Origin of the sequence: Clostridium sp. DSM 17811 (assembly GCF_018861905.1) — a bacterium.
Lineage (GTDB): Bacteria > Bacillota > Clostridia > Clostridiales > Clostridiaceae > Clostridium_AD > Clostridium_AD frigoriphilum.
In genome coordinates, this window is record NZ_JAHLDU010000001.1 from 295,187 (window position 1) to 321,385 (window position 26,199).

Below are 26,199 nucleotides of genomic sequence, written 5' to 3' on the forward strand. Positions count from 1 at the left end.
AACTACTCTTAAATTAAAAAATTCCCCCAAACTCTCGTCTGCGGGAACATAAAAGACACTTCAATTTTGCTTAAAATCTTTAACATGCCACTTGCCACGTGGGTGACACCTTATTTTTTTTCTATCCTTGCAACGTTTTCTATGTGCGCCGTCTGAGGGAACATATCTACGGGCTGGATCTCTTTAGTAATATATCCAAGTTCATTCAAAATTCCTAAATCACGAGCTAATGTACCTGGATCACAAGAAACATAAACTATAGTTTTAGGGCCCATATCACTTATGGCTTCTAGTAGAGTTTTATCACAACCCTTTCTTGGTGGATCAACTACAACTACATCAGCAATTACTCCATCATTTATAAGTTTTGGAATAATTACCTCTGCTTCTCCTACTAAAAATTCTGTATTTCCTACATTGTTTACTTTAGCATTTATTTTAGCATTTTCAATAGCCTGTGGTACTATTTCAACACCATAAACTTTTTTAGCCTTCTGAGATAGAAACAATGAGATAGTGCCTGTACCACAATAAGCATCCAGCACAACTTCTCCACCGCTTAAATTTGCATACTCTAGAACCTTATCGTAGAGTACCTCTGTTTGAACTGAATTAACTTGAAAAAATGATAGTGGAGAAACTTCAAATTTAAATTCTCCTATGTAATCAGTTATTGTATCTTTTCCCCATAACGTAACACAAGTTTCTCCCAGTATTACATTAGTTTTTTCACTATTAATATTTTGTATTACACTCACAATACCCTTGATCTTTTTAGTAATTATCGCTATAAATTCTTCTTTATAAGGAAGGCTTTTACCATTTGTAATTAGCACAACCATAACCTGTCCTGTTTTAGATCCTTTTCTAATCATAACGTGACGTAAAATTCCCTGATGATTTTCCTCGTTATAACATTGTATATTAAACTCTTTTATCCACTTTCTTGTAAGTTTTACTACAATATCTGCTACGCTGTCTTGAATATAGCAGTTTTCCATATTAATTATGTCGTGACTTCTTGCCGCATAAAACCCAATTTTCACTTCCCCATTTTTATTGCTTGCGGGTAATTGAACCTTATTTCTATAATTATATGGAGACTCCATCCCGAGTGTTGGATGCACAATTACTTTCTCTAATTTCCCTATTCTATTTATAACTTGATTTACTCTATTGGTTTTAAAATCTAATTGGGATGCGTAATCTATATGCTGCAAGTTGCACCCTCCACAGCTTTTATATATGTCACATACTGGTTCTATTCTGCTTATCGATTTCTCAATTATCTCGAGCAACTTTCCAAAGCCAAAATTTTTAGATATCTTAACAATTTTTATTAACACCTTTTCTCCTACTATTGCACCCGCAACGAAAACGGTAAATCCATCAATCTTACCTACACCTTCACCCTCATACCCCATATTATCTATAGTTATTATATAATCTTCATTTTTTTTAACAGGAATAACATAATTCTCAAGTTTTCTTTTCATAAATTCTCCTCCAACCTTCTATCTACTGCTATTTTTCCCATGCTAAAGGCATCTAGATTTTTTTCTAGATGCCTTTATAACAAATGCAAAGAAAAAATGCTTATTCCACAATCTTAAATTTTTCTTATTCTTTAAACGTCTGACATTCTGTTTTTTCACTACTTAAAGCATCTCTACCATTTACCATAATATTATGAGCAACACATTCTTCATCCCTATTATGCACACAGTTTATAACTTCACATTCAATTTTGGGACTCATTTCTATTTTGTCATTATTAAATGCTTGTTTAATTTCTCCAATAACATTCATATTAAGTACATTATTAAATGAATTCTTTAGTCCCTTTTCAGCAAATGTTTCACACTGTGTCTCCTCTTTGCTATGAACATTTGACCCTAAAATATTAATAGTACTAGCTGAGCATATCCCCGACATATTATTAACACAATTTGTGGCAGTACAACTTAGAGTCCCTCTCATATCTACCCCTCCAACTATTTAATTTTACTATTATATTTAATTATAATTCCTTGCTTTACTTTTTATTATACTACAGATAAAAAAAAAGCACCATATAGGTGCTTTAAAAGAAATCAGTTGCCATGTTGTTTGCTTGTACTTATAATTGTAACCAAGTTTTTTTTATTTATACATAATTACTTAAAATATTTTATATTCTTATAAATAAGAAAAAGGATTGCCAATTATATGACAATCCTTAATATTTTTTTAGTTCTTTACATTAGCCCTACCACTATACACAAGGCCTCTAGCTGCATCCATTGTTATAAAAGAACCAGCTTTAATAATATCAACTGCTCCTTTTGCATTGTATATTATTGGAACTGCTTTTGCAGTACCCTCAACAACAACATCTGATCTTGTTGCATCTTCTTCAACAATAATTCCTGAAACTCTATCTAATAAATCAGTATATTCTTTAGTTAATGCTTTTACTACTAAAATATCACCATCACGCATAGTTTCATTTGCCTCTTTTGCATTTTGTGCAAAGCAAGCTGTACCACAAGCTGATGCGCTTATATTTCCTTTACCTTGAAGTAATATATCACCAACAATATGAACCTTCATCATGTTTGTACTACCTACAAAATTGGCAGGAATTCCAGCAGCAATAACTACTAAATCTCCCTTTTGTACATACCCTGCTTTTAATGCAATAGCTACAGAATTATCTATAAGTTTATCTGTAGATTCTATTTTATCAGCACATACTGAAACAACGCCCCAATTTAATGCTAAACTTCTAGCTACTACTTCATAAGGAGTAACTGCAATAACTGAACATTCTGGTCTATAAGCTGAAACTTTTCTTGCTGTAGTACCACTTTGAGTTGCAGTAATAATAGCTGAAGCGTTTAATTCCATAGCTGTAGTACAAGTAGCTAAACTAATAGCATTTGGTACATTAGGAATATGAACTGCTCCCTTATTCTTTAAATTCTCTTTGTAGTTAAGAGCATTTTCAGCAGTTTGTGCTATTTTAGCCATTATAGTAGCTGCTTCAACTGGGTATTTACCATTAGCAGTTTCACCACTTAACATTATAGCATCTGTACCATCAAATATTGCATTTGCAACATCTGAAGACTCTGCTCTAGTTGGTCTTGGGTTTCTGATCATAGAATCTAACATTTGAGTAGCTGTTATAACTGCTTTACCAGCAGCATTACATTTAGCTATCATCATTTTTTGAACTATTGGAACTTCCTCTGTTGGAATTTCAACTCCTAAATCTCCTCTGGCAACCATGACAGCATCAGATAACTTAATAATATCATCAATGTTATCAACACCTTCTTGATTCTCAACCTTAGAAATTATTTGTACTTTTTCTCCACCATTTTCATTAAGAACACGTCTTATATGAAGTACATCTGATGCTTTTCTTACAAATGATGCTGCAATAAAATCAACACCTATTTCGCATCCAAATTTCAAATCATCAATATCTCTTGCTGTAAGTGCAGGAAGATTTATTGCAACTCCAGGAACATTAACGCCTTTATGATTTCCTACCATACCAGTATTTGCAACTACGCAATGTACTTTTTTACCTTCAACGCTTTCTACTGTGAGTCCTACTAAACCATCATCTATTAATATAGTATCGCCAGCAACAACATCTTTATATAATTCTTCATAAGTTACAGAGCATATAGTTTCATCTCCAATAACTTCTTCACCACAAACAACAGTAAATTTAGATCCTTCTTGTAATTCAACTTTACCAGCTGAAAAATTTCCTGTTCTTATTTCTGGTCCTTTAGTATCAAGTATTATAGCAATATGTCTATTCATTTCTGCTCTAACTAGTTTTACTTTATCAATTCTTTCTTTATGTTCTTGATGATCACCATGTGAAAAATTATGTCTTGAAGCATCCATTCCTGCATTTATTAAAGCTTTTATAGTTTCCATACTTCCACTAGCTGGTCCTACTGTACAAATCATTTTAGTTTTTTTCATTAATTATTCTCCTCTTATTGTATATTATTTTATATTTAGCTTTTATATATAAGCTTTCTTATTAAATCCCTTTAGTAAGAAAGAATTTTAGATATTTCATAAAGTTCTTCATTAAATTTTCTTGGTATTTCTAGTGCTTCATTGATGTCTTCATCAACTATTTTGCCATTTTTCATACCAATAACTCTTCCTGATCTGCCTTCTATAAGTACTTTTACAGCAGCTACGCCCATTTTAGATGCAAGCATTCTATCAAATGCACTTGGACTTCCACCTCTTTGAATATGACCGAGTATTGTAGCTCTTGATTCAATTCCGGTTATTTCTTCAACCTGCTTTGCAAGTTCATTGGCACCGCCCACACCTTCAGCGAGGATTATTAGATTGTGCATTTTGCCTCTTAGTTTACCTTCAAATATAGTTTTGCACAAAGAATCTATTTCATACCCTTTTTCAGGTATAATTACTTCTTCAGCTCCTCCGCCAATACCAGCATATAAAGCTATATCTCCACAGTTTCTTCCCATTACTTCAACTACGCTAATTCTCTCATGAGAACTTGAAGTATCTCTTATTTTATTTATAGCATCAAGCACTGTATTTAGTGCTGTATCAAACCCTATCGAATATTCACTATATGGAAGGTCATTATCTATAGTTCCTGGTATACCTACAGTTGCAATACCAAGGTCTGATAAAAGTTGTGCTCCTGCAAAGGAACCATCCCCACCAATTACTACTAGTCCATCAATACCAAATACTCTTAGTACATTAACTGCCTTTTTTCTTCCAGCCTCAGTTTTAAATTCTTCACAGCGTGCAGTTCTAAGAATAGTTCCACCTCTATGAATTATATCTGAAACCGAATGTCTATCCATATCAAATATTTCACCATTTATAAGTCCACTATACCCTCTTTGTACACCCATAACTCTTATCCCTTTGAATATAGCCATCCTAACTACTGCTCTAATGGCTGCGTTCATTCCTGGTGCGTCGCCTCCACTTGTTAATACCGCTATTGTTTTCATAACTATTCCTCCTTATAACTCTCTATAGAATAAACAATTATTAATTTTTTCCCCTTTATAATTCTTTGAGGTATAAAACAATTATTAATTGTTTTCCATTTCTGTACCATCGGGATAAATCTGCCCCACCGTGGTCATAATATGTCCATGTTACCAACAAAAATATAACTATTATTAAAAAATACCCTTTATACTCTAATATTATACAAAATTCTCGAAACATTCAACGGTTTATAGAAATAAATATTTATTTTTTAATAAACGACCTATTACTAGTGTAATGTAATCCTTTTAATGGTTATATTTAAGCTAAATATATATATATTACCATTTATCAAGATAATATTGTTATTAAAGATAACAATATTACCTTTAATAACTACCCCTATAATTATACAAAAATATTTTATTGTATTTTTATATTATCTTGGCCAAACATTTTTCTTAAAATTTCCATAACATCAATTTCTTCACTGAGCCATAAAGCTTTATCCACAGCATACATTTTTCTCGGCTCTTTTGTACACAGATATATAGGAGTACTTCCCCTATAAATAGCTAAGTTTTGCTTTATTTTCTTTAATGCATCTTTCATCATAACATCATTTTGGACTAAGATATAAATTTTTTCGCTGTTAATTTTCACAAGTGGCTTAATATCTTCGCATAATATCTTTGGTTGTTCCTCTTCGCGAATACTAACTCTGCCTTTAATTATTACTATTTCATCTTCTTCAACAAGTGACTTATATTTTTCAAATGTCTTTGGAAAAACTATTACTTCAACACTAGCATATAAATCCTCTAAATTAATAAATGCCATCATATCATTATTTTTAGTAACTTTTTTACTAACCGATGATATTATACCACCAATTATAACTTTATCACCATCTTGAAGTTTAAAACTTTCACTAAGCATTTCATTATCTTCTTCAAGACTCTCATCTACCACAATATCAGATATTCTAGTATTGGTCTGTATATTAAGGGTTTCTTCGTATTCATCTAGCGGATGACCGGATAAATATATTCCAGTCATTTCCTTTTCCATAGCTAAAATATGTTTCTTTTTAAATTCTTTGATATTAGGATACTCTATTTCAAAATTATTATAATCATTATCAAAATCTAAAAATAGATTTATTTGTCCTGAAATATTTCTCTTTCTATCATTATTCACTCCGTCTAATACCTTCTCGTAAACTGCTAGCAGTTGTGATCTATGAACTTTAAAATCATCAAATGCTCCTGCCTTAATAAGACTTTCTACTGCTCGTTTACTTACACAAGATGTGTCTATTTTATTGCAAAAATCCATAAAGCCTGAAAACTCGCCTTTCTCTTCTCGATTATGTACAATGCTCTCTATTACATTTACCCCTACATTTTTAAGTGCTGACAGGCCAAATCTTATAGTATCACCTTTTACAGTAAACTCAGCAAAACTTTCATTTATACTAGGAGGCAACACCCCTATATCAATTTGAACTGCATACCTAGTATAAAAGGCTATTTTCTCAGCATTTCCTTTTACACTATTGAGCATTGCAGCTATAAATTCTGTAGGATAATAACACATTAAATATGCAGTCTCATAACCTACAACAGCATACGCCGCAGCATGTGATTTATTAAATGCATAAGATGCAAAATCCATCATTTGATCAAATATCTTATTTGCTGCCACCTCAGTTATGCCATTTCGAAGACAACCCTGTACTTCAATATTTCCAACCTCATCCACTATTCCATGGATAAAGTTATAACGTTCTTCTTCCATAACCTTGTGCTTTTTTTTAGACATAGCACGACGAACAAGATCCGACCTTCCCATTGAGTACCCAGCAAGTTTTCTAACTATTTCCATAACCTGCTCTTGATATACCATTACCCCATAAGTAACGCCAAGGATTTCCTCAAGCTGTGGAGTAACATATTCCACCTTATCCATACTATTTTTATTTCTTATATAACGTGGAATTTCAGCCATTGGGCCCGGTCTGTATAAACTTATACCAGCAATAATATCCTCCAAATTGTCAGGTTTTAGTTCCTTCATAAAGCTAGTCATTCCTGCAGACTCCAGCTGGAATATACCTACGGTTTTTCCTTCTCCAATCATTTTATAAACCTTATGGTCTCCAATATCCAAATCATCTATATCTATAGATACATTTCTGTTTTGTTTTACAAAATCTACACAATCCCTCATAACTGTAAGTGTACGAAGTCCAAGGAAATCCATCTTCAAAAGACCAAGTTCCTCAAGGGTCCCCATAGGGAATTGTGTTACTATCATTTCATCGTTTTTCTGAAGAGGCACATAGTTTACTAATGGCTGTGACGCAATAACTACTCCCGCCGCATGGGTAGAACTATGTCTTGGAAGCCCCTCGAGTGCCTTTGCAATATTTATAAGTGCTTCAACACGCGAATCATCTTTATATAAGGAATTAAGTTCTGCATTCATTTCCAGAGCCTTATTTATAGTTATATTAAGCACAGATGGTATCATCTTAGCGATTCTATCCACCTCTGCATACGAATAATTCATAGCACGTCCAACGTCTCTTATACAAGCTCTAGGAGCCATTGTTCCAAATGTTATAATTTGTGATACATTAGTAGATCCATACTTTTCAACAACATAATCAATTACGTCTTGACGCCTTTCATAACAAAAATCTGAATCTATATCTGGCATAGATACTCTTTCTGGATTTAAGAAACGCTCAAAAATAAGACTATACTTAATAGGATCAATCTTCGTTATATCTAAAGTATAAGCAACTATTGAACCTGCTGCTGATCCACGCCCAGGGCCTGTTGGAATACCATGATCTACTGCAAACTTAATAAAATCCCATACTATAAGGAAATAATCTACATATCCCATTTGTTTTATTATATTAAGCTCATATTCAAGTCTATCCACATACATCTTAGCAATTGGACTCGCTTTAGCTATTTCATTTATGTATTCTATAGAGAAACCATTGGTAATTACATCACTAAATACCTCATACCTAGGTGCCAACCCCTCGTAACAGTGTTCTCTTAGAAATTCATAAGGATCTACCCCGCCAGGCAGTGGAAACCTTGGAAGTTTCGATACATGAAATTCATAATCAAAATTGCACATCTCTGCTATTTTGACTGTATTACTAAGCGCCTCTGGAACATAGGCAAAAGTCTTTTGCATCTCTTCTGGGGACTTTAAATAAAACTGATCTGATGGATACCTCATTCTATTTTCATCATCAACAGTTTTTGCTGTCTGAATACATAAAAGAATATCATGAGCTTTTGAATCCTCCTGCATTATGTAATGAGTATCATTTGTACAAATTAGTGGAATCCCCGTATCCTTAGATAATTTTACTAAAAGTTCGTTAACTTTAAACTGGTCTTGCATACCATGATATTGTAGCTCCAAATAATAGCCATCCTTGAATATATCTCTATATTTCAATGCTATTTCTTTTGCTTTTTCGTAATTGCCTCGTAGAAGAAGGCTTTGAACCTCTCCACCAAGACAAGCACTACTAGCAATTATTCCTTCACTGTACTTTGATAGGAATTCATAATCAACCCTTGGTTTATAATAAAAACCTTTAATGGACGCTGCCGACACTATGTGCATCAAATTTTGATAACCCTTAGCATTCTTAACTAAAAGTATTAAGTGGTGGGTAGCATTGTCTCTATCAGTTTCCTTTATATTCATAGATTTAGCAGCTACATATATTTCACAACCAATAATAGGTTTAATTCCCTGTTCTTTCGCTTGTTTATAAAATTCCACACATCCATACATTACTCCATGATCTGTTATAGCAATACTTTTCATGCCTAGCTCTTTGGTCTTAGCTATAAGTTCTTTAATTTTTCCGGAACCATCAAGAAGGCTATACTCTGTATGCACATGGAGATGTACAAAATCCCCTAAATCATCCCGCTTTTTTATCTTTAGTTTCTCCGTCATTTTTTCACTTCCTCTCAAACCATAATTTAATTATATATATTATTTACCAAATATTTTTGCAGAAATCATAGACTTTGCAATAGGCTCATTATTCTTATTGTACATATTTATTTCTACCTTAGAAAAACTCCTACCTTTATCAACAATTTTTGCATATATATCTATATCACTACCCATTTGCACAGGTTTCATAAAGTATGACATAATACTATCCACTGAGATATTAATGTTATTATTCTGCCTTAATGACATTATCCCCATAGTTGATAGGAGCATATTTAGTGAACTCCAAGAGGCCGTTCCAAAAGGATCTAACATCTGAGGAATAATTTGGCCATTAAAATGTAAGCTATTATCATCGTGCACACATGTAAAATTCATTAAAATAAGGTCTTCTAAAGTTTCAGCTACTTGTGGTTGCCTTAGTGCAAACTCCATTGCTTTTATAACATGTTCTATAGTTAAAACCCCTACAAGCTTCTTCTTATCAACTACAGGACAAATTTTAATTCCATCCCAACCCATAATATGAGCAGCATAAGCTATAGTTGTTTTAGGTGTTACACATACAGGATTCTTATTCATAATTTTATTAATTAGTTCGTCATCATCATTACATCCTTGTAAATCTCTTAATGTAACTATCCCAATAATTTTCATATTCTCATCGAGTACTGGGTATCTCTCATGATTAGTTTCTAGCATTAGTTGCCTCCAGGTAGCCACAGTGTCGGTACCCATGAGACAAGTAGTATTGGTATCCATAACATCTTCAACTAAAATAATTTCCTTTTTAATCATAGTTTCATAAAGCGCCTTGTTTATCATACTAGCTACTGTAAAGCTATCATAAGTTGAGGATAATACAGGAATTCCTTTTTCATCCGCAAGTCTCTTTACCTTTTCACTACAATCAAACCCTCCAGTAATCAATACTGCAGCCTCATTTTCAAGGGCAAGCAGTTGTGCTTCTTCCCTATTTCCAACAATAAGGAGGTATCCTGGCTTTAGATATCTAATTATTGATTCAACAGCCATTGCTCCTATAATAAATTTATTTAAACTTTTATTTATGCCTTCTTTGCCACCCAAAATAGTAGCATCAAGAATTCTTATAACTTCAGCATAAGTAAGACTATCAATGTTTTTTTTATATACCTTCTCAACTCTTACCGTTCCCACCCTAGGAACGGTATTAACAATACCCATATTTTCTGCTTCTTTTATCGCTCTATAAGACGTACCATCACTAATGCCCAGTTCAGAACTGATACCTCTTACAGATATCTTAGTTCCAATTTGCAGGGCAAGAATATGATTGACTATCTCCTCATGTTTTGACATTCTCTCCTTACCTTCCTTCTTTCCTTAATTCTTCAGCAATTTTTTCTATTCTTCTTAATCTATGGTTAATACCAGATTTCCCTACTGGTGGTTCAAGTATTGCTCCAAGTTCTTTTAAAGATTCGTCAGGATACTCAAGCCTTAGCTCAGCGATCTCTCTCAAATTCTTAGGTAATCTCTTAAGCCCTATTTCTTTTTGTATTAATTTTATACTTTCTACTTGTCTTACTGATGCATTTACTGTTTTACTAAGGTTAGCCGTTTCACAGTTCACAAGTCTATTTACATTATTCCTCATTTCTTTCATTATTCTTACATTTTCTAAGAATAGTAATGAATTATGTGCTCCAATTATGTTAAGAAGATCAACAATTTGTTCACCCTCTTTAATATAAATAACAAAACTGCTTTTTCTTTGTATTATTTTTGAAAATAATCCATAGCTATTAATAAGTGTGCTTAATTCCTGTGCATAATCACTATCATGAGTCACAAACTCTACATGATAATTTTTTTCAGGGTTGCTAATACTTCCACCACCTAAAAAGGCCCCTCTTATATATTTACGTTTGCATTCCTCAGCATCAATTAACCTGCTTGGTATAGTATAATCTATTGAAAAAAAGTTTTCATCCTCAAGGACTGCCACTTGCTTTAATAAGTCTTTAACACCCATTTCTTCCGTAATTATAACAACATATACATTTTTTTTCTTTAGGGAGTTACTTCTCTTAACTAATAATCTAGCGTGAATACCAAAATGTTCCTTTAATAATTTAAAAATAAGTCTTGCTATCGCAGGATTTTCAGTTGTTATTTGAAAATTTATTTGTTTGTTTGATCCAAGTCCAATAGTTCCACTAACCTTCATTATAGCCGCCATTTCAGCCATGGCCTCTTTCTTACTCATATCTGTAAATCTACAAATTTCATTTTTAACCTTAGACGAAAATGACATTATTCTACTCCTTACTGCGTTTATTTTCTAAAGGAACATAAAATTAAATAATTTTTACTATTTATTTTCCTTAAGCCTTTGTGATAAATAAAAGTACTCAACTATTTTCTTTTTATCGTTAAATAACTTCTTCTCCATAATTGTTTCTACTAAAATGGTTGCAAGCTTGTCTGTATCATGTCTTATATGACCTTTTCCTATTTTAACAAAATCACTCCTAATCACTCCTACACCAAGCTTTTTAATTTCCTCTTCATTTACAATAACCATATTAGAATTATCATTATGATATCTTAGTTCTAGTTCACTACTTATTTTCCCTGTATTTACTAAAACGTAATCAACAACTTTGCCTTTAGCATGCCGATTTATAGCCTTTATATGATCATCAACAGTATAATTATCGCTCTCACCTGGTTGGGTCATTATATTTGACACATAAATCCTTATTGCCTTTGTCTTATACAATGCATTTCTTATTTCCTTTACTAATAGATTAGGAATAATACTAGTATAAAGGCTTCCAGGTCCTAAGATTACTGCATCTGCTTCATTTATAGCAACCAAAGCTTCCTTAAGTGCCTTAGCATCTTTAGGTTCTATAAAAACTTCATCAATAGGACTCTTATTTTCTATTACGCCTCTAGGAATATTTGATTCTCCATCAATTATATTTCCATTTTTAAGCTTTGCCTTTAATATCATATTATCTAAAGTAACGGGGATAACACTACCTGTTACAGCTAGTACCGAACTCATTTTCTGTACAGCCTCTTCAAAATTATTTGAAATCCCATCCATCGCCGCTAAAAATAAATTACCAAAACTTTGATCCTTTAGTCTTCCATCTTTAAATCTATACTGTAATAATTCGTCCATTAGCGGCTCCGTATCTGCTAACGCCAAAATGCAATTTCTAATATCTCCAGGAGGAAGGATGCCTAAATCTTCTCTTAAAATACCTGACCCCCCACCATCATCTGCTACTGTAACTATCGCTGTTATATTATTAGTATATTTTTTAAGCCCTCTAAGCATTGTAGATAAACCAGTGCCTCCACCAATTACTACAATCTTAGGTCCCTTTATAAGTACTCTCTTTTCATATATTAAATCTTCCAATTTTCTAGAACTTATAGCTACATCAATACTACCTGTATTAACTAATATAATAAAAAATTTTATAATTTGTATTATAGCAACATATATTATCAAAGCTCCAAGCACTATAATCAGCGCTGATAAAACTATCTTTGGCAGAGAGTGATATTCTTTATTTATTAGTTCGAAAATTCCAAATACTAAAATAGAAGCACCTACAATACCTAGAAGAATCCACCTTTTTATATTAATTCCAGGCTTCAGCAAATTCCTTAGCATCATAGCTTACCATCACCTCTATTTACATCTTCATTTATGTCCCTGTGATCTATATTAACATCATATCCATTACGCCCAAGTATTTCATAAATTCTATTTGCTATAGCAACTGACCTATGTCTTCCCCCTGTACATCCTATAGAAACTATAAGTTGTCTTTTTCCTTCTTTTTTATAATTTGGGATAAGAAACTGTAGCATATCTTGAAGTTTTTCTATAAATACCTTAGTCCCTTCAAATTCTAATACATAATCACGAACCGGTTGATCATTACCTGAATACTTCTTAAGCTCTGGAATATAAAAAGGATTCGGCAAAAATCTCACATCAAATACCAAATCCGAATCCACAGGTATTCCATATTTAAATCCAAACGAAAGCACAGTTATAACAAGCTTAGTTTCTATCTGACCTTCCTCACCATAGATATTATTTATTTCTTCTGTAAGTTCTCTTGCAGAAAGCTTAGATGTATTAATTATATGGTCAGCACGCTCACGTACCTCCCTAAGTTTGCGTCTTTCAGTTTCAATTCCATTTACAACTCTTCCCTCTGGCGCTAGGGGATGTTTCCGCCTTGACTCTTTATATCTTTTAATAAGCACTTTATCTGAGGCCTCTAGAAATAATATTTCGTACTCATACCCTTCATCTTTTAGGTATGTTAAACTTTCAAATAAATCATCAAAAAACTTTCCACCACGAATATCTATAACTAAAGCAATTCTGTCAATATTGCCATTAGATTTATAACATGCCTCAGCAAATTTGGGAATTAAAACAGGTGGCAAATTATCCACACAAAAAAAACCTAAATCCTCAAGGTTTCGTACCGTTTGTGTTTTTCCAGCTCCCGATAACCCCGTCAATATAACAAATCTCATCAAAAAAAACCCCCTCTACAAAAATCAAGAATTTCTATTATACTAAATATTAAAATATTACTACTAATATTTTAATATTATCAATTATTCACTTTAAATGTTTGTCTACTTAGTTGTACTAATACAGTTTCATTTTTAATTATAACACAAATAATCATAATTATAGATATGTAAGTATAAAAAAACGCACAAAGATTTATCCTATTGTGCGTTTTAAAATTCAATTTATTTTATAATTTTTTTTAAATATTAAACTCACTTTTTTACCTATAAGATAAAATAATTTAGTAAGAAGATGACCCAGCTTCGCAGGGAGATGTTCCCTCAAAAGATTCTTTGTCCTCTCCCCAAATCTTTACCTCGGTATCAAGCTTTATACCAAATTTTTTTTGCACTTCATCCTGTACAAGCTTGATTAAATCTAAAATATCTGTCGCACTTGCACTCTTTTTATTGATAATAAAACCAGAATGTTTAACAGATACCTCTGCATCACCAACATGAGTTCCTTTCAAATTTGAATCTTGTATAAGTACACTTGCATAATGACCTTCAGGTCTTTTAAAAGTACTACCTGCCGATGCATATTCCAAAGGTTGTTTATCACTTCTTTTTTTTGCAAGGTCATCCATTCTAGCTTTTATAACTTCCTTGTCACCAGGCTGTAATTTAAGAGTAACGCTTATAACTGCATATCCATATTTAAGAACAGCACTACTTCTGTAAGATAGCTCCATAACGTCTTTGTCTATTGTTAATAATTCTCCATTCTGGTCTATTGCGAGTAGACTATCTAGAACCATAGACATTTCGCCGTTATATGCTCCTGCATTCATAGCTGCTGCCCCACCAATGCTACCCGGAATTCCGTTAGCAAACTCAATACCTTTAAGCCCTTTATCTAATGCCGCCATTGTAACATCATATAAACTAGCTCCACTTTGTGCGGTTACTTTATTTCCTTCAACCTCAATTTTATTAAGATTACACAGTTTTATAACAACACCGCGAATCCCACCATCTTTAACTAGTAAATTAGAACCATTTCCTATTAAATAATATTTAACTTTATATTTTTTACAAATTTTTATTAAAGCTTGAACTTCTAAAACATCACTTGGTGTTACTAAAATATCAGCTGGTCCACCCACTCTAAAAGAAGTATGGTTTTCCATTGGTTCGTCTACCTTTATATTAGAATTTTCTGTTACTTTATTTATTTGTTTAAATAATTCCGCATATAATTTCATATCCTACTCCTTGAAAATATTAATATATTTATATACTTGCATAACATAAATAATATTATTTATGTTATGCAAGATATAGTTCTTTTAGTTTACCCTTTTTACTACAATATTTCAACAGTTTAAATTTATCATAATATAAATATTCCTAATAAGGTTATTTATTATTTTTAAAATATGATATAACGCACTCTGCGGACTTGCTATCCATAGATGGGGTATCCATTAGTTCTTTTGCACCAGCACCTTTTATATTATCTATACTACCAAACTTTTTTAATAACTCTCTTCTTCTTTTTTCGCCTATATTGGGTATGTTATCCAATATAGAATATAATGTTCTTTTATCCCTAAGTGTTCTGTGATAAGTAATTGCAAATCTATGGACCTCATCTTGTATTCTAGTAATCAAATGCATACTTTGGGAATTACTCTTCATAAATAGCTCTATATTATTATATATTAAACCTCTAGTTTTGTGCCTATCATCCTTAACCATTCCGCATACCGGTATATCAATATTAAGATTATTTAAAACCTCAAGGGCCACATTAACCTGCCCTTTCCCACCATCCATAAGAATTAAATCCGGGAACACACAAAACTTTCCCTTACTAAGTTCTAAATTTCTCTCTTTTATTCTCTCCACTTCATCCAGGCCACGACGAAACCTCCGTTCTAAGATTTCCCGCATACTATCATAATCATTAGCTCCTATTACTGACTTTATCTTAAACCTTCTATAATCACTGTTTTTAGGCTTTCCACCTTCAAAAACCACCATACTTCCTACAGAATCTACCCCCATTATATTTGAGATATCATATGATTCAATCCTATCAGGTATTTCATCAAGTTTTAATAATTCTGTAATTTCTTGCATTGCTATTTTATGAATTTCCTTATCTTGCATATCCTTTAATTTAAAATTTTCAAGAGTTATCTTTGCATTATTTGCAACCATCTCTAAAGTTTTTTTCTTTTCTCCCTTTTGAGGAATCTTAATAGTTACCTTCGAATCTTTTTTAGCGCTAAGCCATTGTTCTAAGATTTCAACCTCACTTATAAAAGGTACATATATTGTTTTAGGGATAAATGCTGTCCCGCCATAAAACCTCTTTATAAATTCTTCTATAAGTTCATTTTCTACATTTTCTGCTTCATCATTTAAAATAAAGTGTTCTCTACCTACTATCTTACCATCACGAAGAAAAAACACCTGAATACAAACATCTTTTTCATCAACATACACATTAATGAAATCTTCATTCTCACAATTTCCTATTATAATCTTTTGTTTCTCATTTATTTTTTCTATAGCCATAATCTTATCCCGAAGCATTGCTGCTTTTTCAAATTCCAAAACTTCCGATGCACTTTCCATTTTGTTTCTTAAATCTTCCTTTATACTTTTATCTTTTCCCGTAAGTAGATCCAAAGCACCTTTTATAATTTTCCCATAATCTTCTTTACTAATATACCCTGTACATGGGGCTTTACATAATCCTATATGATAGTTTAAACATGGTCTATCATATAGGACACCTTCTTTAATATTTCTTCTGCATGTTCTAAGCGGAAATATCTGTTTGATAAGTTCAATGGTACTATATACAGCTGCAGAATCTGTGTATGGTCCAAAATATCTCCCTCCATCATTTGCAATATTTCTAGTTACAAATACCCTCGGGAACTCCTCATTAATAGTTATCTTTATAAATGGATAATGCTTATCATCTTTAAGCAAAATATTATATCTTGGGCTATATTTCTTAATAAGATTGCACTCAAGTATCAATGCCTCCATCTCTGAATCAGTTACTATATATTCAAATTCAGCTATATTTTTCACCATAGCCATAACTTTTACAGAATGATTTTTTGATGATTTAAAATACTGTCTTACCCTATTTTTTAATATTTTAGCCTTTCCAACATATATTATTTCACCAAGATTATTTTTCATAAGATATACTCCTGGTGCATCTGGAAGAGTCTTTAGCTGATAATTAAAGTCAAACATAATACAACCCCTCCCCTTTAAGATTATAATTATTTTCACTTAAACATATATATTCAAAATTATACCAATACGTTTAAATTTCCCGGGCAATTTATTACAAGTTACTACATATATTATTTTTTTCTATACTGCATTCATTTTATACGTCATTATCTCTAATTATACTACTAAATAAATCATGGTATATAAAATATAAAGTCAAATATTATTATAATATTTGACTTTATATTTTAACATTATGCCCATGCTTTCGCACGTTTTTTAGAATTAACAAAGTTAGAATTTTATTTCAAATAAGTTCTAACAAGTTCCCTAGTTATCTCCGCAGCTTTAACTCCACCTTGTCCGCCTTCCTCTACAATTACCGCTATAGCAATTTGAGGATCATCATAAGGTGCAAATCCAGTAAACCAAGCATGTGGGGCTTCTTGTTTACTCGGGTCATCATGGTCTGCAGTACCCGTTTTACCGCTAACTACTATGTCAGAAAGAGCTGCACTAGTGCCTGTTCCTTGAGACACTACCTCCTTCATTAAACCCTTCATAATATCAGAATTATTTTTTGTCATCACTTGTCCAAGCTGCTTGGGCTGTAATTTCTCTATAGACTTACCCTTGCTACTTAATATTTCTTTAACAAGCATCGGTTCCATCATTGTACCACCATTAGCAACTGTGCTCACAACTAATGCCATTTGCATAGGCGTAACTAAATCCCCCGCCTGACCTATAGCACTCTGAGCAATATTACCTTTTTCATTGTTTTTGTAGCTTGGAAACACACTGTTTTCTATTGTTAACCCTATGGTTGGAATATTCTTATTAAAATAAAACTTTTCTGCGGTATCTTTTAATGCCTTATTTCCTAAATCAAGACCTAATGATCCGAAAAACACATTACTAGAATGCATATAGGCAGATTTAAAATCTATATTTCCAAAAGATTCACCATTATAATCTTCCAAGAGTTTTGTTCCATTGACAATTAAACTACCATTATCATTTAAGCTACTATTGTAAACATTGGCTATGTTTTCTAAAGCACTTGCTGCCGTAACAGTCTTAAATGTAGATCCTGGTGGATATAGTCCGGATACTGCTCTATTAAGCAGAGGCATTTCCTTATTTGCAACTATACTCTTCCAATTTTCCTCTAAATTATTAGGATCATAAGAAGGTTTAGAAACCATAGCTAAAATTTCTCCAGTTTTAGGGTTCATTGCTACTATAGAACCTCGATGATCACCTAAAAGTTCATAAGCTTTTTTTTGGAGTTTAGAGTCAAGCGTAGTCCTTAAACCATTACCAACCTTTTGCTCAGTGTCCTTATTAAAAAAGACAAATTTTGAAAGAGGTGTATCGTTATTGCCCATAAGTTGTGCATCATATTTTTTTTCAAGGCCACTAAGTCCATAAACAGGATCCATATATCCTATAGCATGTGCAAAAACTGCACCTTGTAAATAATTCTGTTTTTGAGATGTTTCACTTGTCTTAGTACTTTTCGTTAACGCCACCATATCCTTGTCATAAATTGTTCCCCTTAATACCTTATTTCGCTCTGCCCAAAGCCTTCGATTAAATGTACTAGCTACCGCTTTCTGACTATTAAACATATATACATAAGTTATATATGTAATCAAAGCAATAAAGAGTATTAAAAATACCAACAGGACCTTTTTTATATTACTTACAAAATCATTCATAATTTTGACCGTCCTCCGAAATTTTTTGAAGTATACCTAGTGAAAAAAAAGTTATTAACATAGAACTCCCGCCAGCACTAACTAATGGTAGCGTTATACCCGTTAGTGGAATAGCTCCAACTACTCCCCCTACTATAACTAATACCTGAGCAGCTAACATTGTACTATATCCCACAGCGAGTAACCTTGTAAAGTTATCCTTGCTATAAATAGGTACCCTCATACATCTATAAAACAATAAAAAATATAAAATAAGAATAGCAAATCCAGTAACAAGTCCCATTTCCTCACAAATAGCAGCAAAAATAAAATCTGTAGTAACTACGGGAACCATTCCAGGATGTCCAAGGCCAAGACCTGTTCCGAAAAGACCACCCGAAGCTATAGAAATTAAAGATTGTACTACTTGTAGTCCTTGATCAGTAGCATATTTCCAGGGGTTTCCCCAAATCATAAACCTCAATTGCACATGGTCAAACATTTTATAACTTATAAATCCACCTATCATAAATAATACTAAACATATTAAAATATATTTAAAATTCGAAGTAGCAATATATAACATGGTTATTGATATAGCGAAAAATAGAAGGGCCGAACCTAAGTCTTTTTGAACTACCATAAGTCCAAGTGATATCATAACTACTATTCCAGGTTCAATTAATGCCTTAAATTTAGAAATTTCTGATTTCCCATCGGTTTTTATTCCATAATACTGCAGTGACGCTGCTAAATACGCCACCAAAGATAATTTACCAAATTCTGTCGGTTGAAAAGTGAACCCAGCTATTTTTACCCAATTTTTAGCTCCATAGGTTTTAGCTCCCATTATACTTCCCAAAGACATAAGAATAAGAGTACATATCATATAAGCATATTTATACTTTCCAAATTTACTTAAGCTTGGGAAAAGAACTACCACCAGAATAAATACAGCTATTCCAACTGCATAAAAAATAAGTTGTTTAACCGCAACAGGTGAGTCCAGCCTATATAACATTCCTATACCTATAACCGCCAGTACATTTGAAAACAGTAAAATATATTTATCACCATCCGGAAAAAATCTTCTTATAATAAAATGTGAAGCTGCAAAAACAAAGCATATTATCCCGCCCATTATTAAAGCATTTTTATCAAACTCATTTTTCCCAATAAGATACATATTCAAAAATAAAACTATACATAAAAGATAGGTATACCGTAGCAGCTTTCTCTCTTGTTTTATACTATCCATAATATCACCCCGCTTGCACTCATAATTTACCCTATAACCTTAAAGGTTGAAGTTCCTATTTTAATTACGTCACCTTTTTTTATATACACTGTATCCTTAACCGCTTTGTTGTTCATTATAGTACCATTAGTACTTCTCAAATCCTGCAAAATATAATTTGTATTTTTCAAATATATTTTTGCATGCTGAGAAGACACATATTTGTCTCCCAGAATTAAAAGATTATCTGCCTTTCTGCCTATTGAAAGTTGATCATTTAAAGGTATAACTGCGCCGACCCTTAAATTAAGATTGTCTCCTCTTTCCATAACTTCAAGACCCATAGTTTTCTTTATAACTGGTTTCTTTTTTGCACCACCTTTTATGTCCTTATACATTATTCTTAATGCAAATATTATTATAATGTAAATAATCGCTATAATAGCATATTTCATAATCTTGCTTATCTCAGCCATAATACACTTTCTCCTCTTTAAAAAATAGTCAAAGACTAGCATTCACTTTATGCTAGCCTTATATAAATTATAACATTTTTTTTAGATAATGTCCTGTATATGAATTTACATTTAAAGATATTTCTTTTGGTGTACCAGTGCATAAAATGCTCCCACCCTTGTCTCCGCCCTCAGGTCCTAAGTCTATAACGTTGTCTGAGCACTTTATAACATCTAGATTATGCTCAATTACAACAACTGTATTTCCTGAATCTACAAGTCTTTGAAGTATTATAATAAGTTTACTAACATCATCGATATGAAGGCCTGTAGTTGGCTCATCCAAAATGTAAAACGTCTTACCAGTGCTCCTCTTAGATAATTCTGAAGCAAGTTTAATCCTCTGAGCCTCGCCACCTGATAACTGTGTTGAAGGTTGCCCAAGTCTTACATAACCAAGACCAACATCCATTAGTGTTTTAAGTTTACTATAAATTCTCGGAATATTCTCAAAAAACTTAACAGCCTCTTCAACCGTCATGTTTAAAATATCATCAATGTTTTTCCCCTTATACTTAACCTCTAAAGTTTCTCTATTATATCTTTTACCCTTGCAAACTTCGCAGGGAACATAAACATCAGATAAAAATTGCATTTCTATTTTAATTATTCCATCACCGTGGCAGGCTTCACATCTTCCACCCTTCACATTAAAGCTAAATCTTCCTGGTTTATACCCCCTGATTTTCGACTCAGAGCTCATGGAGAAAACATCACGAATCACATCAAAAACGCCAGTATATGTAGCTGGGTTTGACCTAGGAGTACGCCCTATAGGACCTTGATCTATATTAATAATTTTATCTATGTTTTCCCATCCTAAGATATCTTTATGAAGTCCAGGATTTTTTTTAGAATGATTCAATTTTTTATTAAGACCTTTAAATAAAATTTCATTTACCAAAGTACTCTTTCCAGAGCCTGAAACACCAGTAACTGAAGTAAATACACCTAATGGAAAATCTATGCTAACATTCTTTAGATTATTTTGCCTTGCATTAAGTATTTTTATACAGTGGCCATTCGATCCTCTTGTTTTGCTTGGAACCTCAATCTTTTTCTTGCCACTTAAATATTGACCTGTAATAGACCTTTCACAATTCTTTATATCTTCGATTGTTCCGGTAGCGACAACTTCTCCACCATGTTCACCAGCGCCTGGACCAACGTCTACAATAAAATCTGATGCCTTCATAGTATCCTCATCATGCTCTACAACAATTACAGTATTCCCTATATCTCTTAAGTGTTTTAATGTCTTTATAAGTTTATCATTATCCCTTTGATGTAGACCAATACTTGGCTCATCTAATATGTACAAAACGCCCATTAGACTAGAACCTATCTGGGTTGCAAGTCTTATTCTCTGTGCTTCTCCACCAGATAATGTAGCTGCTGATCTAGCTAAGTTCAAATAATCAAGACCCACATCCTTTAAAAAATTAAGTCTATCATTTATCTCTTTAAATATTTGATTAGATATAATTTTATTTTTCTCTGATAATTTTATATCTTTTAGAAATATAACCTCATCTATAATAGATAATTGACAAAATTCACTTATATTTTTACCACCAACTGTTACTGCAAGAACCTCTGGGCTTAACCTTGCGCCCTTACACTTAGGACATGCATTATCACCCATATATTGCTCTACATCTCTCTTTATATAATCAGAAGATGTTTCAAAATATCTTCTTTTCAAGTTATTTATAATGCCTTCATATGCATGATTAAAAGTACCCGATCTATATTCTTTAACATAATTAACCTTAACTTTTTCGCCATTTGTTCCATATAATAGTATTTTAAGAATTTCTGGATCATATTCCTCAATTGGTGTATCTAAACTAAATTTGTACTTTTCACTTAAAGCCCTTAGTACTGAAAAAGTCCATGAATCTTCCTTAAGGCTACCTTCCCCAAAAGACATAACTGCCCCGCCTTTAATGCTCTTGCTTTTATCTGGTATTATAAGATCCTCATCAATTTCCATAAGGGTACCAAGTCCATCACAATTGTCGCACTTACCATAAGGAGCATTAAAAGAAAACATCCTAGGGGCCAACTCTCCAATGCTAATACCACAATCTATGCAAGCAAAATGCTCACTAAAGAGTATATCTTCACCATCAACAACACTAGCAATTGCAGTACCCTCTGCTAGTTTTAATGCACTTTCTAAAGATTCAGTAAGTCTACTACGTACTTCCTCTTTTACAGAAATTCTATCTATTACTATCTCTATACTGTGTTTCTTAGTTTTCGCAAGTTTTATATCCTCTTCCATAAGTTCTACAGTAGTGCCATCTATTCTAGCACGAACAAAACCATTTTTTTTAATGTTCTCTATAATTTTAACATGTTCGCCCTTTTTTCCCCTTATGATTGGAGACAAGATCGAAATCTTAGTTTTTAGTGGCATCTCCATTATTCTATCCACCATTTGATCTACAGTCTGCTGAGAAATCTCCTTGCCACATTTAGGACAATGTGGTGTTCCCACTTTAGCATAAAGCAGTCTCAAATAATCATAAATTTCAGTTACAGTACCCACAGTAGAACGTGGATTCCTATTAGTAGTTTTCTGATCTATAGAAATAGCAGGGGATAATCCTTCTATATATTCGACATCTGGTTTATCCATATTGCCTAGAAATTGCCTTGCATAAGCCGACAATGACTCTACATATCGTCTTTGTCCCTCTGCGTATAATGTATCAAAAGCAAGAGATGATTTACCCGATCCCGAAAGTCCAGTAAACACTATTAACTTGTCTCTTGGTATCTCCAAATCAACGTTTTTTAAATTATGAACCTTAGCGCCTTTTATAAAAATCTTATCTCTCATGGTCTCCTCCTCAGTAACAAAACAATCAAATCCTCATATTTTTTTAAATTAAATTTAAATATCTTTAATCTGCTTTTTAAGTTTATAAATTATATCTCTAAGTTGAGCAGCTTTTTCAAAATGTAAATCCTTAGCTGCCTGCTTCATCTCATTTTCATACTTATCCATTAATTTTTTAGTTTCATCATAATTTGCTTCTTTAGCCGCCTCAAGAGTTTCATATACCTCTTCATCCTCGGCTACCGTTATAGATCCTATTACATCTCTAATATCTTTTACTATAGTAGTTGGCACTATATCATGTTCTTCATTATACTCCATCTGAAGTTTTCGCCTTCTTGTAGTTTCATCCATAGCCTTTTTCATAGACTTTGTAATTCTATCTGCATACATTATTACTCTACTCTCTGAGTTTCTTGCGGCTCTTCCTATTGTTTGAATTAATGATGTTTCAGAACGCAAAAATCCTTCCTTATCTGCATCAAGTATCGCAACAAGTGCTACCTCTGGAATATCTAATCCCTCTCTTAAAAGATTTATACCTACTAACACATCGAATTTGCCAAGCCTAAGATCCTGAATGATTTTCATTCTTTCTATTGTATCAATATCCGAATGCAAATAAGTTATCTTCATATCCATTTCTCTAAAGTATTTAGTCAAATCCTCTGACATTTTTTTAGTTAGCGTTGTAACCAAAACTCTAAAGCCTTTTTTTATTGTGTCCTGAATTCTAGCATATAAATCATCTATTTGTCCTTTAACTGGCCTTATAAGAATCTCAGGATCTAATAATCCTGTAGGTCTTATTACTTGTTCTGCAATATTTCCACTATGTTCTTCCTCATAAACACTTGGAGTCGCGCTTACAAATACTGTTTGATTCATGCTCTTCTCAAACTCCGGAAAAGTTAATGGCCTATTATCATAAGCTGATTTAAGTCTAAACCCATAATCAATTAAATTAGTTTTTCTTGATTTATCTCCCCCAAACATAGCCTTAACCTGTGGAAGAGTTACATGGCTCTCATCTATAAACATCAAGAAATCTTTTGGAAAATATTGCATCAATGTTTGAGGCGCTGTTCCTGAAGGTCTACCATCTAAAATTCTAGAATAATTCTCTATACCAGTGCAGTAACCAACTTCTCTCATCATTTCAATATCATAATTAGTTCTTTGTTTAAGCCTTTGCGCCTCGAGCGCCTTATCCTCCGAAATAAGTTCCTTTAATCTCTCTTCAAGTTCCTGTTCTATTTGAGCTATACCGATTTCTAATTTATCCTTCGATGTCGCGAAATGAGAAGCCGGAAAAATAGATACATGTTTACGAATTCCTATAGTTTCTCCTGTAAGCGCATCAAATGCTCTAATTTTCTCTATTTCATCTCCGAAAAATTCTACCCTAATCCCCTCACTGGATGACGATGCAGGGAATATATCAATAGTGTCTCCTCGTACTCTAAAAGTTCCACGAATAAAATTCATATCATTTCTTTCATACTGTATGTCTACAAGATGTCTTATTACTTCATTTCTATCCTTTTCCATACCTTCCCTAAGCGACACTGTAAGTTTTTTATACTCTTCTGGATTACCAAGACCATATATACATGAAACTGAAGCAACCACAATAACATCATTACGCTCAAGTAATGCAGATGTAGCTGAATGTCTTAATTTATCAATATCATCATTAACGGATGAATCTTTTTCTATAAATGTATCTGTCTGTGCGATATAAGCTTCAGGCTGATAATAATCATAATATGACACAAAATACTCAACGCAATTGTCAGGAAAAAACTCCCTAAACTCTGAGCAAAGTTGTGCAGCTAGGATTTTATTATGAGCCAGCACTAAAGTAGGTTTTTGAACTCTCTCAATAATATTAGCCATGGTAAAAGTTTTACCTGAACCAGTTACCCCTTTAAGTGTCTGGAACTTTTCACCTTCTTCAATTCCTTTCACGAGGCTATCAATAGCCTGTGGTTGATCACCTGTTGGCTTAAACTTTGAATGTAACTTAAACTCATACATAAAATCACCGCCTTGTTTATCATTATATGAACGTTTGTTCGTTACTTTATATTTTAACTATAAGTTTTTAATATGTCAATATAGTATTTGTAATTCTATATTAGCGCATGTCAGTTCGACATATAGGATATCAATCAATTAATAATTGTTTAGTGTCCATTACGAAGTAGAATCCATACACAATTCTAAATTAATTTTGCTATAAAAGATATTACCTGTGCTGCTGGGATTAATAAAAACTGAGCTAATATTGTTCCTACTATTAATCCTCCAACAATAAAAATTATACATCTATCAAACTGTACCTGACTACACTCTCCATTTATTACATCATCCGTTAAAATTGATATAAATGGATCTATAAATATAACCATAAGTATTGTTGCACTACCATTTATAACAGCTGATAATGTGCTGCATGTGGTTCTTAATTCTGGATTTAAACATCCTGCATACAATGATGCCAAGACACCAACAGTCGATATAGAAAAAGCTATAGTATTAAGTAATATTATTTTTTTAGGCATTGTTTTGAAATTTTTCAATTGTGCAAAATTTTCTTTTCTAGGTTTTGTAACGCTACCTTTGAACTGCTCTATTCCTGATTTTGAGAAAGCATGCAGTAATAATTTAGGTATAGAACGATTAATACTAAACGATTCTACTACTTTTCCAAAAACCTTTATAAACGTTGGCATAAGTGCTGAACCAATAATTGTTGCAACCGTTGTAGAAAATAGTATCCACCTAAATGTAGATAATAAGCTCTGAGGGTTTCCTGTTTTTATAGTACTTTCAATTGTTTTAGCAAGTAACGGCGCTTGAATGCTGTTTGCAGTTCTAGAAACCAATGCAAAAATATTAAATACCGCAAAAGATACTGCTATTCTCCCTGTTCTTACCCCAACAATTCTAACGGAATAAGCTAACGTTGAAATTATAGAAATGATTGTTGTAAGTATTAAAACTATTATTACTTGTGTAGACATTTATATTCCTCCATCAACTTTAGAATACAATTACGTA

17 protein-coding genes are annotated in these 26,199 nt (G+C 32.7%); all 17 read right to left on the reverse strand.

Annotated elements, in window-relative coordinates; all coding sequences use genetic code 11:
* Positions 1 to 110: 110 nt before the first annotated feature.
* The 17 genes from rlmD to KPL44_RS01490 all read right to left on the reverse strand — a co-directional run bounded on the left by rlmD (position 111) and on the right by KPL44_RS01490 (position 26,162).
* Positions 111 to 1,496, reverse strand: a complete 1,386-nt coding sequence (rlmD, locus tag KPL44_RS01410; RefSeq protein WP_216246696.1) for a 23S rRNA (uracil(1939)-C(5))-methyltransferase RlmD — start codon at positions 1,494 to 1,496, stop codon at positions 111 to 113.
* Between the two features lie 124 nt (positions 1,497 to 1,620).
* Positions 1,621 to 1,980, reverse strand: a complete 360-nt coding sequence (locus KPL44_RS01415) for a DUF1540 domain-containing protein (protein WP_216246698.1) — start codon at positions 1,978 to 1,980, stop codon at positions 1,621 to 1,623.
* A 249-nt stretch (positions 1,981 to 2,229) separates the two neighbouring features.
* A complete protein-coding gene (pyk, locus tag KPL44_RS01420) occupies positions 2,230 to 3,990 on the reverse strand; it encodes a pyruvate kinase (RefSeq protein ID WP_216246700.1) in 1,761 nt (586 codons plus the stop codon).
* A 71-nt stretch (positions 3,991 to 4,061) separates the two neighbouring features.
* Complete coding sequence (pfkA, locus tag KPL44_RS01425) at positions 4,062 to 5,021, reverse strand: 6-phosphofructokinase (RefSeq protein WP_216103759.1); 960 nt, start codon at positions 5,019 to 5,021, stop codon at positions 4,062 to 4,064.
* Between the two features lie 406 nt (positions 5,022 to 5,427).
* Entirely contained in the window at positions 5,428 to 9,009 is a 3,582-nt protein-coding gene (locus KPL44_RS01430) for a DNA polymerase III subunit alpha (RefSeq protein WP_216246701.1), read from the reverse strand.
* A 39-nt stretch (positions 9,010 to 9,048) separates the two neighbouring features.
* On the reverse strand, positions 9,049 to 10,353 hold the full coding sequence (locus KPL44_RS01435) for a DRTGG domain-containing protein (RefSeq protein ID WP_216246709.1): 1,305 nt from the start codon (positions 10,351 to 10,353) through the stop codon (positions 9,049 to 9,051).
* A 7-nt stretch (positions 10,354 to 10,360) separates the two neighbouring features.
* Entirely contained in the window at positions 10,361 to 11,311 is a 951-nt protein-coding gene (gene whiA / locus KPL44_RS01440; protein ID WP_216246712.1) for a DNA-binding protein WhiA, read from the reverse strand.
* 57 nt (positions 11,312 to 11,368) lie between these two features.
* Complete coding sequence (locus KPL44_RS01445; RefSeq protein WP_216246713.1) at positions 11,369 to 12,694, reverse strand: gluconeogenesis factor YvcK family protein; 1,326 nt, start codon at positions 12,692 to 12,694, stop codon at positions 11,369 to 11,371.
* Positions 12,691 to 13,575, reverse strand: coding sequence for an RNase adapter RapZ (gene rapZ, locus KPL44_RS01450; protein ID WP_216246715.1), 885 nt, complete (start codon positions 13,573 to 13,575; stop codon positions 12,691 to 12,693). The genes KPL44_RS01445 and rapZ overlap by 4 nt, the downstream gene beginning before the upstream one ends.
* A gap of 284 nt (positions 13,576 to 13,859) precedes the next feature.
* Positions 13,860 to 14,825 carry a UDP-N-acetylmuramate dehydrogenase gene (murB, locus tag KPL44_RS01455; protein WP_216246717.1) on the reverse strand — a complete coding sequence of 322 codons (966 nt, stop codon included), beginning with the start codon at positions 14,823 to 14,825 and terminating at the stop codon, positions 13,860 to 13,862.
* 154 nt (positions 14,826 to 14,979) lie between these two features.
* The gene (gene uvrC / locus KPL44_RS01460) at positions 14,980 to 16,845 is read right to left on the reverse strand and encodes an excinuclease ABC subunit UvrC (RefSeq protein ID WP_216246731.1); all 1,866 of its coding nucleotides are present in this window, start codon (positions 16,843 to 16,845) and stop codon (positions 14,980 to 14,982) included.
* 284 nt (positions 16,846 to 17,129) lie between these two features.
* A complete protein-coding gene (locus KPL44_RS01465) occupies positions 17,130 to 18,551 on the reverse strand; it encodes a peptidoglycan D,D-transpeptidase FtsI family protein (protein WP_216246736.1) in 1,422 nt (473 codons plus the stop codon).
* Positions 18,544 to 19,788 (reverse strand): FtsW/RodA/SpoVE family cell cycle protein, encoded by a 1,245-nt coding sequence (locus KPL44_RS01470; protein ID WP_216246738.1) that lies wholly within the window; start codon positions 19,786 to 19,788, stop codon positions 18,544 to 18,546. Before KPL44_RS01470 ends, KPL44_RS01465 begins: the two co-directional genes overlap by 8 nt.
* Before the next feature lie 26 nt (positions 19,789 to 19,814).
* On the reverse strand, positions 19,815 to 20,243 hold the full coding sequence (locus tag KPL44_RS01475; RefSeq protein ID WP_216246740.1) for an FHA domain-containing protein: 429 nt from the start codon (positions 20,241 to 20,243) through the stop codon (positions 19,815 to 19,817).
* Between the two features lie 67 nt (positions 20,244 to 20,310).
* Complete coding sequence (gene uvrA, locus KPL44_RS01480) at positions 20,311 to 23,133, reverse strand: excinuclease ABC subunit UvrA (protein ID WP_216246742.1); 2,823 nt, start codon at positions 23,131 to 23,133, stop codon at positions 20,311 to 20,313.
* A 54-nt stretch (positions 23,134 to 23,187) separates the two neighbouring features.
* Positions 23,188 to 25,173 (reverse strand): excinuclease ABC subunit UvrB, encoded by a 1,986-nt coding sequence (gene uvrB / locus KPL44_RS01485; protein WP_216246744.1) that lies wholly within the window; start codon positions 25,171 to 25,173, stop codon positions 23,188 to 23,190.
* Positions 25,174 to 25,358: 185 nt separating this feature from the next.
* On the reverse strand, positions 25,359 to 26,162 hold the full coding sequence (locus KPL44_RS01490; protein ID WP_216246745.1) for a lipid II flippase Amj family protein: 804 nt from the start codon (positions 26,160 to 26,162) through the stop codon (positions 25,359 to 25,361).
* Between the last annotated feature and the right edge of the window lie 37 nt (positions 26,163 to 26,199).

What these genes read in the sequence shown, in the direction of transcription:
- pfkA (WP_216103759.1), bottom strand. Translation starts at nt 5,021, where the DNA reads ATGAAAACAATAGCGGTATTAACAAGTGGAGGCGACGCACCAGGAATG.
- uvrA (WP_216246742.1), bottom strand. Translation starts at nt 23,133, where the DNA reads ATGAGAGATAAGATTTTTATAAAAGGCGCTAAGGTTCATAATTTAAAA.
- KPL44_RS01435 (WP_216246709.1), bottom strand. Translation starts at nt 10,353, where the DNA reads ATGTCAAAACATGAGGAGATAGTCAATCATATTCTTGCCCTGCAAATT.
- uvrC (WP_216246731.1), bottom strand. Translation starts at nt 16,845, where the DNA reads ATGTTTGACTTTAATTATCAGCTAAAGACTCTTCCAGATGCACCAGGA.
- rapZ (WP_216246715.1), bottom strand. Translation starts at nt 13,575, where the DNA reads ATGAGATTTGTTATATTGACGGGGTTATCGGGAGCTGGAAAAACACAA.
- KPL44_RS01490 (WP_216246745.1), bottom strand. Translation starts at nt 26,162, where the DNA reads ATGTCTACACAAGTAATAATAGTTTTAATACTTACAACAATCATTTCT.
- KPL44_RS01430 (WP_216246701.1), bottom strand. Translation starts at nt 9,009, where the DNA reads ATGACGGAGAAACTAAAGATAAAAAAGCGGGATGATTTAGGGGATTTT.
- KPL44_RS01445 (WP_216246713.1), bottom strand. Translation starts at nt 12,694, where the DNA reads ATGATGCTAAGGAATTTGCTGAAGCCTGGAATTAATATAAAAAGGTGG.
- uvrB (WP_216246744.1), bottom strand. Translation starts at nt 25,173, where the DNA reads ATGTATGAGTTTAAGTTACATTCAAAGTTTAAGCCAACAGGTGATCAA.
- KPL44_RS01475 (WP_216246740.1), bottom strand. Translation starts at nt 20,243, where the DNA reads ATGGCTGAGATAAGCAAGATTATGAAATATGCTATTATAGCGATTATT.
- KPL44_RS01465 (WP_216246736.1), bottom strand. Translation starts at nt 18,551, where the DNA reads ATGAATGATTTTGTAAGTAATATAAAAAAGGTCCTGTTGGTATTTTTA.
- KPL44_RS01470 (WP_216246738.1), bottom strand. Translation starts at nt 19,788, where the DNA reads ATGGATAGTATAAAACAAGAGAGAAAGCTGCTACGGTATACCTATCTT.
- murB (WP_216246717.1), bottom strand. Translation starts at nt 14,825, where the DNA reads ATGAAATTATATGCGGAATTATTTAAACAAATAAATAAAGTAACAGAA.
- rlmD (WP_216246696.1), bottom strand. Translation starts at nt 1,496, where the DNA reads ATGAAAAGAAAACTTGAGAATTATGTTATTCCTGTTAAAAAAAATGAA.
- whiA (WP_216246712.1), bottom strand. Translation starts at nt 11,311, where the DNA reads ATGTCATTTTCGTCTAAGGTTAAAAATGAAATTTGTAGATTTACAGAT.
- pyk (WP_216246700.1), bottom strand. Translation starts at nt 3,990, where the DNA reads ATGAAAAAAACTAAAATGATTTGTACAGTAGGACCAGCTAGTGGAAGT.
- KPL44_RS01415 (WP_216246698.1), bottom strand. Translation starts at nt 1,980, where the DNA reads ATGAGAGGGACTCTAAGTTGTACTGCCACAAATTGTGTTAATAATATG.